Origin of the sequence: Flavobacterium sp. 9 (assembly GCF_002754195.1) — a bacterium.
Lineage (GTDB): Bacteria > Bacteroidota > Bacteroidia > Flavobacteriales > Flavobacteriaceae > Flavobacterium.
The window spans coordinates 223,998-240,948 of sequence record NZ_PEEU01000001.1; the positions used below are offsets into that span (position 1 = coordinate 223,998).

Annotated in this window: 9 protein-coding genes; all 9 read left to right on the forward strand. The window is 34.5% G+C overall.

All coding sequences use genetic code 11. The features are described from left to right. Positions 1 to 104: 104 nt before the first annotated feature. The 9 genes from CLU81_RS00865 (at position 105) to CLU81_RS00905 (ending at position 16,947) form a co-directional block, all read left to right on the forward strand. Positions 105 to 404, forward strand: coding sequence for a PAAR domain-containing protein (locus tag CLU81_RS00865; RefSeq protein ID WP_099708096.1), 300 nt, complete (start codon positions 105 to 107; stop codon positions 402 to 404). Continuing rightward, complete coding sequence (locus CLU81_RS00870; protein ID WP_099708097.1) at positions 397 to 834, forward strand: GPW/gp25 family protein; 438 nt, start codon at positions 397 to 399, stop codon at positions 832 to 834. The genes CLU81_RS00865 and CLU81_RS00870 overlap by 8 nt, the downstream gene beginning before the upstream one ends. Then, entirely contained in the window at positions 831 to 4,640 is a 3,810-nt protein-coding gene (locus tag CLU81_RS00875) for a hypothetical protein (protein WP_099708098.1), read from the forward strand. The genes CLU81_RS00870 and CLU81_RS00875 overlap by 4 nt, the downstream gene beginning before the upstream one ends. Then, the gene (locus CLU81_RS00880; protein WP_099708099.1) at positions 4,641 to 7,391 is read left to right on the forward strand and encodes a hypothetical protein; all 2,751 of its coding nucleotides are present in this window, start codon (positions 4,641 to 4,643) and stop codon (positions 7,389 to 7,391) included. Further along, positions 7,375 to 11,070, forward strand: a complete 3,696-nt coding sequence (locus tag CLU81_RS00885; RefSeq protein WP_099708100.1) for a contractile injection system tape measure protein — start codon at positions 7,375 to 7,377, stop codon at positions 11,068 to 11,070. The genes CLU81_RS00880 and CLU81_RS00885 overlap by 17 nt, the downstream gene beginning before the upstream one ends. A gap of 610 nt (positions 11,071 to 11,680) precedes the next feature. Beyond that, positions 11,681 to 13,618 carry a hypothetical protein gene (locus tag CLU81_RS00890; protein WP_099708101.1) on the forward strand — a complete coding sequence of 646 codons (1,938 nt, stop codon included), beginning with the start codon at positions 11,681 to 11,683 and terminating at the stop codon, positions 13,616 to 13,618. Positions 13,619 to 13,629: 11 nt separating this feature from the next. Beyond that, entirely contained in the window at positions 13,630 to 14,472 is an 843-nt protein-coding gene (locus CLU81_RS00895; protein WP_099708102.1) for a hypothetical protein, read from the forward strand. Positions 14,473 to 14,666: 194 nt separating this feature from the next. Continuing rightward, on the forward strand, positions 14,667 to 15,590 hold the full coding sequence (locus tag CLU81_RS00900) for a hypothetical protein (RefSeq protein ID WP_099708103.1): 924 nt from the start codon (positions 14,667 to 14,669) through the stop codon (positions 15,588 to 15,590). Beyond that, complete coding sequence (locus tag CLU81_RS00905; RefSeq protein WP_099708104.1) at positions 15,580 to 16,947, forward strand: ATP-binding protein; 1,368 nt, start codon at positions 15,580 to 15,582, stop codon at positions 16,945 to 16,947. The genes CLU81_RS00900 and CLU81_RS00905 overlap by 11 nt, the downstream gene beginning before the upstream one ends. The last annotated feature ends 4 nt before the right edge of the window (positions 16,948 to 16,951 follow it).

Below are 16,951 nucleotides of genomic sequence, written 5' to 3' on the forward strand. Positions count from 1 at the left end.
CATAACAACAAAATGAATCAACAAAAAACGATTAAACGACAAAACAATTAACCGATTAAACAACAACCAACAATTAATAATTAACAACTAACAATTAAAAAAATATGCCTCCAGCAGCAAGACTTACAGATTTTCACCAATGCCCGATGATTACACCGGGAGTGCCACCAATACCGCATGTTGGCGGACCAATTGTTGGTCCGGGTGCGCCAACTGTTTTAATAGTAGGATTACCGGCAGCCAGAGTTGGCGATATGCTGGTTTGTGTAGGACCGCCGGATTCTATTATAAAAGGATCAGCGACGGTTATGATATGCGGTATGCCAGCCGCCAGAATAGGAGATTCAACCGCTCATGGAGGATCAATTGTCCTTGGAGCATTTAATGTAATGATAGGTGGATAATAATACAGAACATAAAAACACGGCTTTTTTGGGTTCAGGATGGGCATTTCCTGTGTCTTTCTCTGTAGATAATCATCAGCTGAGTTTATCTGCTAATGAAACCAATATCAACGAATCTATCAATGTGATTCTAAATACCCGCAAAGGCGAGCGTACTCTCGAAGCCGAATTTGGCTCTGGAATACATCAATTTATGTTTAGAAAAATTGATAATACGCTTAAAGGCGAAATTATAGAAACCATCAAATATGCCTTATTACGCTACGAACCGCGAATAGTGGTACAAGACGTAACAGTTGCCGCAACAGATGTATTAAACGGAAAAATAGAAGTATTAATTACTTATATGTATTCAAAAACCAATACAAGACACAATTATGTGTTCCCATTTTATTTAAAAGAAGGAACAAACCTAGATCGTAAAAAATGATTTTAATTGATCAAAATAGCGCCATAAATTCACTCAACGAAGCACTCGTTCCAAATCCGTATTTGATAGACGGAAGAACGGAGCAAGACTGGTTGTGCTTTTTGACGGAGTTTAGCAAACTGATCAATTTCTATAATGACAGTAATACAATTGAAGGAAACTGGAGTCCATTTTTGCTAAAAGATCCTGTTTTTTTAATGGCATCAATTTCAAAAACAAACTACAAAAGTCTCTACTCCGACTATAAAAATGGCTGTAACGAAATTCAAAGATTAGTTAAAAACGAAAACGGTGGAAATCCGCATTCAAAAGCGCTAAACAACTTGTTTGATCGTCTTACGGCGATTTATAAAATCATAGAACGCTGGACGCATTATATGCTTAGTAATAACGAAATATACGATCTCAAAACTTATATTTTGCAAGAAGTAAAAACGAGATTAAGTATTGATTTTTGGGCGATTCAATCCTTTAGAGAATACTTGTACAGATTGTCTGTCGATGGTTTATTTATTGTTCCGGCTCCTCTGAGAGAATTTACTTCTTTTGATAAAAATATCTGGTATATCAATAAAGACAAGACGCCTTTCTGGCAAGTTTTTGGCTTTGATACAGAGCAAACTATTTCTCAGGAAAAGGCGACAATCACCTCTTTTAGTTTGGATATTCTAACAAAAATTGGCGATAAATTGTTTCAGTTTTTAGAAACGATAATTCATCATGCTTCAAAAGAATTTAAGAAATTAAACCTTAAAAAAGGGCAATTTCCGGATACCACGCTCCTACGCTCTTTTGTAAATATTTTGAAAGTTCAGCAAGATCAATTGAATGGTCTTTCTGAGAAACATCTTGATTTTTATTATAAAGATATTTTAAAACAAACCAAATTACCAGCTATTGCTGATCATGCTTTTTTATGTGCAACACTGGCAAAACCAACGCAGGCTTTTACTTTACCCGCAGGAACTTTGTTCAACGCAGGAGTTGACGCACAAAAAAATCCGATTTTGTTTGCTTCTCAAAAAAATGTAAATCTAAATCCTGCAACGATTACAAGCGTACATACGCTTGCTTATCAGGCAAAAAACACTCCGTCTTATAATTTGCAATCTATTGCAAAACCAACAGCTATTCAATTAGATCCCGAAAATAAAGTAATCAGTTGGGATACTTTTGGTTCCAGTAATCCTGTTATAGATCCTGTAGCAAATCCTACTTTAACAGGCATTGCGTTTGCTTCGCCAATGTTGTTATTGCGCGAAGGAATAAGAACCGTAACGTTAACGCTCGAATTTGATAATTCAATAGATTTATCATTATTGCAAGGAGCCAGTTATTTTTTGAGCACTCAAAAAGAGTGGTTAAAACTGAGTTTACTTCCTGCAAATTTTACACAAACTACTTCCAGCAATTGTGTGATCATATTTGAGCTAGATTCAACAATAGTTGCGATCGAACCTTTCCTGATTAATCCGGACGGATTAAAAAGTGATTGGCCAATGATGAAAATCTTATTTCAGGACATTCCAAGTTCCTATATGACACCGAAAATTACTTCGATAACTATTGCATTAAAAGTAAAAGGTGTTAAAACATTTCAATTGTATAATGATTTTGGGGAGCTCGATACAAAAAATCCCTACACTCCATTTGGACCAATTCCGTTGGTAAATGCCAATTTTATTATCGGAAATAATGAAATTTTCAGTAAACCGCTGGACAGTCTTATCGTAGAAATAGATTGGGACAAAAGACCTGCCAATTTTGCAACATATTACCAGCAATACAATGAATATTTGAATCCGCCAAAAATAGAGCAAAATAGAGGTTTTATGGGAACGTTTAGAAATATATTCTCAGTAAACGACGATGCTCCAAAAGCTACACCCATAACTTTGTTTGCAAATACCAGTTTTACTGCCGACCTTAATATTATGCAGGACAAATCATGGAAAGGTCTCAAAATGACAAAAATTCAAAGTAGCGATGTTGATAAAGTTTTTGTTCCGGTTGATGTTACTCCCCAAGCTGTTTGCTTATTCGATGATGCACCTGTAGATACTATACCTGCAGATCCTAAAAATCCTATTGTTATTCCATCTTTTCTTAATACATCAAGCAGTTATTATGTGTATTCTAAACCGATTCCAAAATCAAATGCAGATACAAATACAACTGCAAGTACAACACAAAATGATACTAAAACCTGGCAACCAGACCCAACTATTCAAAAAGAGGCTTTAAAATTTACAGAAGAAAGTTCGTCGGGATTTATAAAAATGACATTATCCAACCCAATTTACGGTTTTGGATCTGAATTATATGCAAATGTTGTTTCTAGTATTGCACTAAAAAATGGCAATAAACTTTCTATAGCAAAAGACACAGAAGTAAAAAATTTTCTGCCTTCTGCCAATGTTCCGTTTGCGCCAAAAGTACAAGCATTATCAGCAATTTATACCGCAAGTGTAACCTACAAACTTGACGGAACCGAAGGAGATTATCCGTTGCAATACTTTATTTATGCTCCATTTTTAAACCATATCGTATTTGATAGTACAACAGTTAATCAAACCAATAATAATAATAATAATAATAATAATAAGGTATTCAACACCTCAATAATGGGTAAATCTTCCAGCGATCTTGAAGACGGTTTTCCGCTTTATCCAACTTGCGATTATGATGGAAATTTATTCATTGAACTTGATAATCTGATTTCCAACAGCACTTTAAATCTCTATTTTGAACTCGCCAGAAACTCCACTGCACTTACGACTTACAATCATATTCAATGTTATTATTTAAGTGATTCAGGTTGGAAAACAGTTGAACCAATATCTGATGGAACCAACGATTTTAGATGTTCCGGAATTATAGAAATTCCAATTCCTGAAGATTGCAATAATAACCAAACGATCATGCCCGGAACCAATAATTGGATTTCTATTGTGGCAAATGGCAATATTGATTCGTTTTCTAAAACCATTTTTATGCAAACCAATGGTTTTAGTGTACAAAGAACCGGAACTACGTTTTTGACCGATACACAAAGTCCACAAATTGATGCAAATGTAATCACAAAACCAGAAATCAAGATTCCGGAAATAGGCACAATAATTCAGCCTTTTGCTTCTTTTGGAGGAAAAGCAGCCGAAGATAAAACCGATAGAAATAAAAGAGTCAGCAATACAATCAAAACCAAAAACCGAGCAAGCACGCCGGCAGATTATTATACTTTGATTGCCGAGAAATTTGATACCGTTTATTATTCAAAAGTCGTAACCAAGAAAAAAGACAATAGCACAAATGTTTATTTGGTAAAAAAAGTAGCATCTGATAATGATTCAAGTGCGTTTATTCCTTTGGTTACAAATTCTCTTGAAATTGAAATACTAAAATTTTTAAAAGCCAATTCATCGCCATTTACAAACTTGAAAGTCTCCAATTTTAATCTCGAATATGTTTGCGTTAATGCCACATTTTCAATTAAAAGCGGTTACCAAAAAAATCCTATGAGTAATGCTGTAAATCTGGCGCTGAAAGAATATTTATCGCCATGGATTTCCAATTGTCCTTCTCAGATCGAAATTGGACAACCACTTATAAATGCCAAAGTGAGCACTTTTATTCAAAATATTGAAGGAATTGCAGCAGTAGAAAGCGTGACATTTTCGACCTATTATATCAACTCAAAAACAGGACAACTAATCCCATTAAAGACAAAAAAAAGGACTTTAATGCCTTATGGACCAACTACACTTTTAGTTTCGGCACCAAATCATAATTTTATTTTTCAGGTATAAATGGATACAATTAATCAAATAACGAAAGTACAGCTTCCGCCACATCAGGATTTTAATTTCCTGAAGGACGAAGCTATTGATTATATCCAAAACCATATTGGCGACGAGTGGACAAACTTTAACCCAAGTGATCCCGGAATGACAATTCTGGATCAAGTTTGTTATGCACTTACAGAATTGGGCTATTGTACAGATTTTTCGATTCCGGATATTTTAACGGATTCTACCGGAAAATTAGAAATTGAAAATCAGTTTTATTTGCCTTATAAAATCCTGACAACTGCGCCTTATACGATCGACGATTATATAAAATATCTCGTTGATGGTATCGAAGATATTTATAATGTTGCGATAACCACTTTCAACAATAATATCCTGCCTTTTAGTAGAGTTTATCAGGTTTATCTCTATATAAATCCGGATATTACAGATGCAATTGAGCTTAATAACATTTGCAAATCGGCATTTTATTATCTTAATCAAAGCCGTAATATTGGAGAACTTTTTAATATGCCAATTGCGCTTCAGCCTCAAAATTATGCGATTGGAGGCAAAATAGAACTTGAAAAAGAAGTTGACGAACACGCGGTTTTATTAGATCTACAGAATACAATTCGAACTTATATATTCCCAAAAATAACTCAGGTAAGTTATGACGTTTTAAAAGAAAACGGATACAATGCTGCCGAAATATACGATGGACCATATCTTAAAAATGGCTGGATATTGACTGAAACTTTAGTCGATAAAAAAGACAGCATAAAAGTTCTTGATTTGATTCCGTTAATAGAATCTATACCTGGAATTGTTTCGGTTTCAGGATTAGAAATTTATCAGAATGCAAAATCAGTTTCGATATTACAATCGGCTTTGGGTCAAATAGTGGCAATCGATATTTTGTCTTCTTACAAGAATAAAACCCTGATTTTAAGCTGCAACGGAAAAGATTTGCCAATGGATCCTTTTGGTTCATTACCAATAAATAATTATAAATATGAAACGAGTGTTGTAAGTTTAAACAATCAGCCAAGTTATAAATTGCCTAAAAGCAGTTTTAGAGATATCAATAGTTATTATTCGATTCAAAATACATTTCCGCAGCAATATGGTATTGGCGATGACAAAATCGAAGATGATTCGGCGCCAATTCAAGTCGCACAATCGCGTCAGTTAAAAGGATATTTAACCTTATTTGATCAGGTTTTAGCAAATCAATTTTCACAATTGGCAAATGTTTCCCAGTTGTTTTCTTTTACTAATTCGGTTTGTGGAGCACCTTCTGATCTCGAAACTTTTTATGCTTTGAAAGATAAATTTGAGCAAAAACATTTAGAATATCCTGTTCCGTACAAAATGTTTTCGCCAAGTTATTTCTATCAATCCTTGTATAATGTGCCACATATCAAACCTTTATTAAAAGACAATAAAGTGTTTGATTTTAGTTTTGACGTAGAAACAAAAAAGGATCTGAATGAAAATAGCTGGTTCGAATACCAACAAGATCCTTATAATCCGTACATTTTTGGGATGATGAAAATCATGGAAGAGGAAGATACCAACCTCGAACGCCGCAACAAATTACTGGATCATTTGCTTGCCAGACACGGCGAATCGCCAATTGTGATTGACATGCTTATCGCTGACACAATTTATACCGGAAACAAGAAAAAAGATCAGATAATCCTGAAAAGTTTGTATTTGCAAAACCTTGGTTTATTGTCTTATAACAGACAAAAGGCATACAATTATTTGAGTGCTTCAGAAATAACTGCGGGAATTAATCAAAATATTGATGTGAATTTGTCAAGCATTAAAGACGAACATTATAATTATATAAAAGAAAATACATCTGATTTTATATTCAAATCAGACCAAATCAATAAAAAGGAAAAACTAAGCAAAAATGATTTCAATAATTTCTCGGGATTCGAATTAAAGCTCAACTTACTATTTGGATTAAAAAATATCTATGCCAATTTTATAACGTCACAATTTGAAACTACACAGAATAATGCTGATGATCGATTAAATATTTTTAAAACCTTAAAGAAAACATATTGGCTTAAAGAAAAAAGAAATGGCGTTATTTTTCTGGAAACTTCACTGATGTTAAATCAGTTAAAATACAATCTGGAAATCGTACAACAAAACGGAACGAATACTTTCTATGAGATTCAGAATATTGATTTTCAATCGGTCGCCAATATCAATTATGTTTTAAATACGATTGACAAAGCTACTCTGGACGCTGAACTGCAACAAGGTTATCTGGAATTTTCTAATGAAAAATATACTTTTTCAATCACTAATCCTGAAACGATTGCTCCGGAGAATTATATAAAAACGAATTTTCCTGATTATTCTTTTCGCATTACGGTTACTTCCGGAAACGGAAATATTACTATTAATGACGAACTTTTTAAGAAAAACACACTTTTAATATTTCCAGATTATATTCCGGAACTACAAACTCCGGAATTTAAAAAACGCTTGAAACAGTTTCTTAAAATCAGTTTTCCAACCAATATAAAATGTGAATGTCTGTTTTTAAGCCTTTCAGAATTAGAAAGCCTGATTCCTAATTATAGTAATTGGCATGGAAGTTTGCGCTTCAAAAATATCTTGTATTTAACTGATAAGCAAGAAGTTAACACACAAAAAGCAACATTTTCAGATCCTGAACAATCTGCAGTGAATTTAATCAATAGTTTAACCTCAATTTTAGAAACAAAAAATGGAAGAAATAAATAGCCATATTGTATCGAGTCTAAAGTGGGACACAACTTTTGACCAAAAAAGAGAAAGTTACAGACTTCAGAAACGTTTGAGTACCTGGAGCAAAATTTCGTTGCCCAGAGAAGTCGCTAATATTTTTAATGAGTTATGTCCGCCGGAACAAAGCTGGCGAATCGAATCGCTGGAACTCGATCTTGGTTCTTGCGATTATAGTGATCTTGAATTTGATTTGAGTCGAAAAATACGCAATTTATTACGAGAGAAAATAGCCGAACTAATTCTCTATCAAAATAGTCAGAAGCAAAACGGAATTGCGGTTTACAACAAAGAAAAATCGATTCTGGAGAATCTTATGGTCTTTTTGCTTGAAGGTTATTTACCGTGGAATTATCAAAATAAAGAGGGTTCTGTAAACCAAATTATGGCAGAATTACTTCAGAATAGTCTTGCCGAAGTTATTGCGATTATCAAGGAAACCGGAATGACACATGAGGAAGTGAGAAAACGAATTTCATGGCAATTTGACGAGAAAAATATAACCAAAATTATTGCAGCGCTTGAACCTAATAATAGCGAATCTATTATTGAATTTAGCTCGATTATGACCAATATTCAGGTCAAAGAAACTATTATTCAGACTAGTACGGCAAGTTTCAAAAAGAATTTGTGGTTCTTTATCCTGAACTTTTTATTGTTGGAACGCGGCACTCTTTTCAACAAATTAGCGTTCATGAAAAGCAGTATTCTGCAAATGGCGAATCATTATAATATCGCTTACGCTGAACTTATTCTTTTGATCGAAAACACGATTGTAAAACTCTCTGATAAAACGTCTCAGAATAACAATTTTATCGCTTGCCTTAAAATATTGACGCAGGAATATGAAACTCAAAAAAGCGAAAATTATAAACCTGAAACGAGCACAAATTACTGGAATGTTCTGGAACAATTGCTAAAAAGCAAAAGCGATCGAAGATTTAAAGCGGATAAAAACAATCTAAACGAATTGATTATTGCATTAAATAATGAGAATAAAACAAAATTTAATGTGCTTATTCAGCCTGTTTTAAAGGATGAAACTTTGCTTATTTTATTGCTTCAGGATTTGAACGAAACTTCGATAAAAATACTTTTTTCCAGACTGGACGCTACTCCATCGTTGCTTCACATGGAATCTGTGATTTATTTAAATAAGCTAAGTCAGACTTTTAAACTAAAAACAAACAGTAAGGCTTTATGGGAAATTGGAATTCTTTTTCTCCTGAAAAATAAAAATACTGACAATGCTACATTCCTGCTTTTTTGCATTAAGGAATTAAGCAAAAGAAACAATCTGAATCACGAGCATTTATTGGCAATGTTTACGAATGCAAAGATTCCTGCGGCGGTAAAAAACAATAATTCGGCAACGATATATACGAACTTAAATGCTATTTATTGCAAAGAAATAAACAGCAATAATTCTAATTATCCTGCAATTCACTTTAAGAATCTTGTTGTAAAACTGGAACTCGAATTGCAAAAAAATGCTACCAAAAGTGTCTTTTTTATTGACTTGCAAAGATCATTAATCAAGACTATTCTACTGCATCCCAAAATGGCTTTTGAGGTTATGCTTTCGTACGGAAATAAAGAGGTTTTGAAGAAAATACTTCCGTTGATTTTAAACCGTGAAATGCTGCAATTATTGGTAAAAACGGCTAATTACAAGAAAACAAAACTCGTACAAACAATACAAGTTGTCTACGAAATCCTAAACGAAAAAGACAAATATGATTTTCCGGAAGAATTAATGACGGATAATTTATTGTTGCTTGGAATGCAGGAAATATTGTTTCATCCGGAACACAACTCGTCTTTATTTCTGGAAACTATAATTGTGCAATTGTCCAAAAAAGTAACGGATACAAGACGCGATGATTATTTTCAGTTTATCGCAAAACTGATTCAGTCTAAGCGAATTAAATCTTTTGGCGTTGCAATCAAAAAGACTTTTTTAAATCAATTAAAGAATACAAAATCTATTGATACGCTTGCGCTTGCGTTGCTTATTCAAAATACATCCCAACAAGATCAGCTTGAATTAGCGCAATTATTGTCGACTAATTTTAATGATTCGGGGTTTGTTTTGTTGCGAAAACAAGATCGAAAAGAAAGTGAAAACATCTTGCGTTATTTCCTGACAAACGGAAATGCGCTGAAAAAGAATTGGATTCAGAAAACTTCGGAAACTATAATTCGAAATGTAAAATCAGTTTCTAAAACTAAAATTACGTTGGAATTAAACGAGCTTTTCTGGAAGACGATTCTGAAATATTCCGCTTATAAAGGCAATGAAGTTTTGTTTGAGAAACTACTTCAAAAGGAATTGAAAGCTTATCTGAAACAGAATGTTGTAAAGGAAAAATTTCAGCTTCAAAACGAAATAAAATCTTTTGAAGCCACAAATTCAGTTTCAGAATTGGATCATTTTTTTGAAAATAATATGATTTCAGATCATACGGTTTCGAATGGAATTTTGGAATCTATCAACAATAATATTCTGTTTGAGATTGAGAAACTATCGGAGAAGGAAAAATACGAATGGATTTCATCGATTATCATAGAACGACAAATTCCATCGGCTTTTATTATTTCTAAAACCATAGAAATCAAAGATCTTCTGAATGTAATTATTGTAAAAGAACCTAAGATTTTCTTTAGAATACTCAAAAAAGAAATTATTCCTGAAGCGCAAATGGATTGGCTTTGCCGAAATATTAGCTTTCATAATTTGTGCAATGCGATAAGTCAGCTGGATAAAAACAGGGAATCGTATTTGAGGATTCTGGAGAAATTCAATCATGTTTTGGGTTCGGTTACGATTAAAGGTTTGGCTTCTAAAGAAATGCAGCATCTTTTGCTTCGAAAACTTCTAAAAGCTGCCACAAATGACAATTGGAGATTAATTGCGATTGATAAAATCTGGACTGAACTGATCTGGGAAGTTGTTGCTAAAAAAGGCATTTCTAAAAAAAGCTTTCTGACAGATCTTGAAAAATATATCTATCAGTTTCCACCTGCTTTGCAACTTGGTTTCAAAGAAATTCTAAGAACGGAAAAACAATCTGCTCCTATTTTAAAACAAACTGAAATACTCTCGAAAATGGAATTAATTAAAACTAAACAAAGTCCAAAAACTAGCCTTAAACAAGGTATTGCGGTTAGAAACGCAGGAATTGTACTCTTGAACGATTATATCTCGATGTTGTTTGAACGCCTAAATCTTGTTGCCGAAAATAAGTTTATAAGCAATGAACATCAGGTTCGAGCGGTGCAATATCTACAATATGTAATCACGGGAATGCAGGAAACGGAAGAGGTTTATTTGCCTCTGAATAAAGTTTTGTGCGGTTTGCCGTTGACGGATACTGTGCCGGATTTTATTGAAATACCGGATCACGAAAAACAATTGATAAACGGTTTGATACAAGCGGCGATTTCGCATTGGCCGGACATTGGAGATTCCTCCATTGAAGGTTTTAGAGGAAACTGGCTTGTTCGCGACGGAATTCTGGTTGAGCAGGAGGATAAATGGGAACTTACGGTTGACAAAAGGGCGTATGATTTGTTGATTAACAGATCTCCTTTTGCTTTTTCGATTATAAAATACCATTGGATGGATAAGCCGTTTCATGTATTATGGCCTTATTAATCTAAACGTTGGCGACAATATAGAACGCGGATGACGCGGATTCGATTTGCGAAAACACAGATTAAAACGGATTTTATCTTGTCATTTCGACGGAGGAGAAATCACACGAGTAGCTCGACAAAGATTGGCGGTAATATAGAACGCGGATGACGCGGATTCGCTTTGCGAAAACACGGATTAAAACGGATTTTATCATCTCAATCTTGTCATTTCGAGGAACGAGAAATCCTCGTAAGTAGCTCGATAAAGATTGGGTATAGACAATAGTATATAAACAATAGTTTACATATGAAATTGGTAAGCGCATTTTTGTCATTTCGAGGAACGAGAAATCTCCACGAGTAGCTCGACAAAGATTGGCGATTTTGATTGCGTATGATGGATTAAAATCCATCTCTACAATATAATCTGTTCCTCCGGAACGCTTTATAGAATTCCGGAGGAATGAACTGTTTTGTAGCAACGTCCCGAAGCTTCGGGATTAATCCGTTGGATAATGTGAATCGACAAAGATTGGGTTTCGATTGCGAATAATGAGTGCAAACAATAAATAATAAAAAACCTTGAATACGATCTTGAAATATAAATTAATCAACTAAAAAAAACTATTATGAACAGCTACAATGAAAATCTACATTCTAGTGTATTGTCTTCATTAGAAAGTCAGGAGATGACCAAAAAACAATTGAGTACACAATTGAATGCTTCTATGTTTACGCTTTATTATGCAGAAGGAGCCGAAATTGTTGCGCAGGAAAAACTTGAGGCAACAACGAGTATGTACAAGGAAAAACAACTTATAAATACTGTGGTTGTTAAGAATAAGAACATGGCAGACAACTTGTTATTATCTGCAAATCAACAAAAAACGTACACTACACAATCTGTAACTAATATGGCTGTTTGCGCATCAAACATTCAGATTGCATCAAACTCTATTGTGCGTTTGGCGAGTGATATTGGTAGTATTTACAGTATTATTAATGCTGCAGATTATGGAACTCAAATCTACCAACAGGCTTTTGAGGCTTATAATTTAATCAATAAAACGGCTTATAATGCCGAGGAAACTTCGCAACACGCGATGGAAGCTTCCGCATCGATTGCAGAAGTTGCAACATCGACAGTTGCTGATGAAGCTAAACTGACCAATACTTCTGTAAACAATTTATTGCAGGTTACTACAACTGATTTAACTGCGATTACGGCTGTATTGACAACTGACAATGACACTAAATCTAAAGCTAGTATTGCTACAAGAGCTGCTGAAGGTGTTATAAAATGTAGTATGGTTGAATATGAGGCTTCTAAAAAAGCGTATGAATTTAATAACGAAAAATTCAATCAGAACTTAAATGTTGTGGTTCCGGCTCCTTTTGATGAAGTTAAAGGTCATTTTACGGTTTCTTTTAATTACTATAAAAGTCCGTTTTCGCCAAAAGACAAAGACACAGAAACTCAAAATCTGGGCTTAGATAAACCGGTTCAAAACTATAATATCATCTTGGTTAAAGACAGTAAAAAGTCCTTTTTTAACGTATCGACTGCTGAGGATTTATTGACAAGTCCTTCTCAATTTAAAAGAATTGCTGTTCCAACTGACCCTACAAAAATAGGAACTTCTGTAAATATTCGTTTTAATGAATTGCTGGATTCGGATAATGAAATTTTGGTATTAGGACAAAATTATGTGGCTTTTCTTTTGATCATTTTCACAGAAAACTACAAAAAAGAGATCAATACATTTGATGAATATCTGTCTGCTCCGACTGAAACTTTTACTTTGACGCATACTTTGAATAATGCCGACTCAATTACTGTTTCAAGAGAAAGCGGATCTACAGATTTGTCTAAAATAAACTTCACTGTTGAAAGAGAAGCTGATTTAAAAGCTTCTGAACTAGAATACAGATGTTTCTTATTGCCTTATCCTGACGATTTATTGACTACAAATAAGGATTTGAGTACGCTGGAATTTACAATTGAAACGTCGGAATTGGAAGAAGAGATTAAAACGGTCGAACAGGAAATTAAAGCTCTTCACGAGGAAATCGAGAATATTAATTCCGCGGCAAATGAAGTAACTCCTGATGCTACTAAAGCTGCTAAAGATCAGGATTTAGCAAAACAAAAAAGCAACAATTTTAGAAATGCTCTAAACGAAGCTAAAACTAAATTGAATATTGCTAATGACCAATTGAAAAAATTGAAAGCAGAATTGACTGAAACGGAAAAAAATTCTCCTAAACCGGTTAAAAATAAAAATGCTTTTTTCTTCAATTTAAACTTAGCCGAGAATATTCCGGCTGGTAATTATAAAAGTGCTAAGCACCATAGAGGTACTTCATATGTGGCTGAAATTGACGCAACTTCTACTGATAATTTTGGAAATCCATTGATCGAGGACAAAAAATACATTCCAGTGGTTTTGTCACTTTACAATGGTCCAGAAGTTACTAAAAGTAAGTATACAAACAGTCTTTCGGACTGGCAAAATACTACGCCGGTTGCCTATTCTACAAGTGAAACTCTAACAACAACTAATTAAAACCACCACATATGGAAACTCAAATACCTCATTCTGGTCCAAAATTGCAAAGATATGGGATCACAGAAAAGAAAAAAGCGGAACTGGATTCGTTAAAAAATCAGGTTATCGACGCGGGAGCAATTGTACAGCAACAACAAATAATCGTGAACTCGCTGAATGAAAAAGCGACGAGATATCAAGGTTATTTATTGGTTGCAGAAGCCAATCGTGCACATGCTTTGAGTAATAAAAACCTGATTGATCAGGTTGTTCAAAACGCTTATGACTTGAGTTATAACTCGAGAAATGCTTTTTACAAAACGACTTCTTCAAGTGGCGATGCTTCGCTTGTTGCGGAAAACATTAGCGATTTGATCAACAAACTGATTTATTCTGTAGAGATTATCAATAAGTTATCAAATCTTGTTATACGCAAGAAAGCACTTAATCCGCTTATTTCTGATGACTTGATTTCAAGAATAAATACGGCAGGAACAGATGCAAATAATGCTGTTGCACTTACTTTGATCGCTTTAAAATCTACGTTGGCTGCAGAAGCTTCTATTCTGGAATCTGAAGCTGCAATTACGTTAGAAAATAAACAAGCGACTAAGTTGTATCTGACCTTAACGGATGAAAAATCGATAGATACACCATTGTCATTGCACCCGGTTTCTGAGACTTGTATTAGAGGTTTGTTATATAATGCTTACAAAAATTCTCAGCTTGCATACGATAAAGCAAATACTGCAAATGATGAAACTGTAAGACAATTGAATTATGCAACTACTAATCTGAGTAAAGCACAAATCAAGCTTCAATCGCTTCAGTCAGGTTTGGCAGCGGCAACTGCAGCAGCTTTGGCGTCTTAAGATACATTATTAAAACACGGATTTCACGAATTTACTCTAATTCATTCGTGAACTTAATTACACCATATTAAGTTAACCAATATGCTTTGTGTTAATTAGTGAAATTCGTGTTTGCTTTTTTTGCGTTTATGTCCAAAAGGCAACACTTATTACAATGGTGTTTCTGTGGACTTTAATCAATAAATTTTAAGGTTATGGATCGCACTTACAAGAATTTTTACAGACAATTTTATCTTAAAACGGGAGGATTTCTGCCTACAAAACCTTTGAATAAAAATCTTTTTCCGGGCGATTATTTCCAAATAAAAAATGGCGAAATAATTCTCTTGGGAAACATTTATCGCAACGCTATTGTAGCGCATCAGGATATTGATATAAGCGATGTGATTGCGTTGAATGCCTCTAATTGGAATTTTAGCGACGGGATTTCAAAACCATATTCAGGGCGAGCGCATGCACATGCGGCAATTGATGGTCAGATTGAATTTAGTAAACAGATATTGGCTTTTGCTAATAAGGGAAGTTTCATTTTTAAAGCTGAAGAACCGGAATCCATAAAAATTAATAATTGGAATGAAATCCAACAGCAATTAATTATAAAACTAACGCAGACTTTATACTCTTTCAGGGAACTTTATGTGGTGACAGAAAGTGCTACTGCTTCTACCACAACTCTGGCTACGGCGGGCGAAGCAAATGCGGAATTGGAATTGGCATGTGAGGCGGAAAACTTTGGTCTGGTTGATATTTTTGGACATCAAAATACCAAAACGATTCAGTCAAAGGATATTGAATATTATCATAGGGAAACCAAAAGAAAACCCGCTTATTTCAAAGCTAAAAAATTAGTGGTTCAGGACGAAAAACTGGCTTATTTTATTAGTGATTTTATCGCCAAAGAAAATAATATGAGCGAATGGACGGATTCTTTTTTTGATTCGAATTTTCATAATGAGATTGATTACAATACTCAAATGCTAATGCAAAATGCGCAGGGTTTTTACCTGGATATGCTGCAATGCAATGAGTTAAATCCAAATACGGCTTTGTTGTATTTTAAATGGGTGGATGCTAATCTCGACGATGTAGAAAAACTATTTGGCACTTATGGAAACTAATCCTGATATTATCGTTTTGCATAATGAAATGGATTGGCTGCAAAGGGTAATCGATCAGGTTATTTGCAGCTATTTGCTTCAGGAAGGTCACGAAAATCGCTGGCAGGATATTCCGTTGCCTGAAACTGATACCGATATTGAAGATAGTGTTTATTACAAAAAAATAATAGAATGGGATTTGAGTCTCTACGAGCGACTTTGCCTTGCTTTGATTCTTGCGCCTCAGATTAAACCTGAAGTTCTGGATATTTTCTTTAGCAAAAATGCCATGTACGATCGTGGTTTTACTGAATTTGGCGGAGTTGTCAATAAAAATCACAGCGGTTTTTTACCAACTGGTCAAACTTTGTCTTTTTTGATTTCGGCGGTTAATCCTGAATTACGAATTGAAATACTCCATATTCTGAGCTCGACAAATATCCTTGCAAAAGAACAGGTTTTGGTTCTGGAATCTACGGAATCTTATGTACCTGTTTTGAATCAGGTGATTTCGATTAACGAACGTTGGCTGCACTATTTTATAACAGGAGTTTTGCCCAAACTTGAACATAGTGTTTCGTTTCCGGCGCAGCAAATTTCGACCAATATGGACTGGGACGATTTGGTTCTCGAAGATCATGTTATGAATCAGGTTATGGAAATTAATGCCTGGCTCAATCATGGTGCAACTCTTATGAAGGAATGGGGTCTTGAAAATAAAATAAAACCGGGTTATCGAACGCTTTTTTACGGACCTCCGGGAACGGGTAAAACGCTTACGGCAACTTTACTGGGAAAAAACACAAACAGAGAGGTTTACAGAGTCGATCTTTCGATGATTGTCTCGAAATATATTGGTGAAACCGAAAAAAATCTGTCTAAGATATTTGATGTTGCACAACACAAAGACTGGATTTTATTTTTTGATGAAGCCGATGCGCTTTTCGGAAAAAGAACGAGCGCTACCTCATCAAATGACCGACACGCAAATCAACAAACGGGATATTTACTGCAAAGAATTGAAGATTTTCCGGGTGTTGTTATTCTGGCTTCCAACTTAAAGGAAAATATGGACGAAGCTTTTTCGAGAAGGTTTCAATCGATGATTCATTTTACAATGCCAACTGCCGAAGAAAGGATTCTGTTATGGGAAAAAGCTTTCTCAGGAAAATGCAAGCTTGATCCGGATATTGACATCGAGGACATTGCCGAAAACTACGAACTCGCCGGTGGCGCCATTATTAATGTATTGCGTTTTTGTGCTTTGGCAGCAATTCAAAAAAATGAAACTATTGTAAGTCGTCAGGATCTGCTGGAAGGCATTAGACGTGAATTTAAAAAAGAGAACAAAACACTGAAGGTTACTCAAATGAATTGACGCA

Excerpts from the sequence above, each read along its gene's own strand:
- CLU81_RS00895 (WP_099708102.1), top strand. The coding sequence starts at position 13,630 with ATGGAAACTCAAATACCTCATTCTGGTCCAAAATTGCAAAGATATGGG.
- CLU81_RS00905 (WP_099708104.1), top strand. The coding sequence starts at position 15,580 with ATGGAAACTAATCCTGATATTATCGTTTTGCATAATGAAATGGATTGG.
- CLU81_RS00875 (WP_099708098.1), top strand. The coding sequence starts at position 831 with ATGATTTTAATTGATCAAAATAGCGCCATAAATTCACTCAACGAAGCA.
- CLU81_RS00890 (WP_099708101.1), top strand. The coding sequence starts at position 11,681 with ATGAACAGCTACAATGAAAATCTACATTCTAGTGTATTGTCTTCATTA.
- CLU81_RS00885 (WP_099708100.1), top strand. The coding sequence starts at position 7,375 with ATGGAAGAAATAAATAGCCATATTGTATCGAGTCTAAAGTGGGACACA.
- CLU81_RS00880 (WP_099708099.1), top strand. The coding sequence starts at position 4,641 with ATGGATACAATTAATCAAATAACGAAAGTACAGCTTCCGCCACATCAG.
- CLU81_RS00900 (WP_099708103.1), top strand. The coding sequence starts at position 14,667 with ATGGATCGCACTTACAAGAATTTTTACAGACAATTTTATCTTAAAACG.
- CLU81_RS00865 (WP_099708096.1), top strand. The coding sequence starts at position 105 with ATGCCTCCAGCAGCAAGACTTACAGATTTTCACCAATGCCCGATGATT.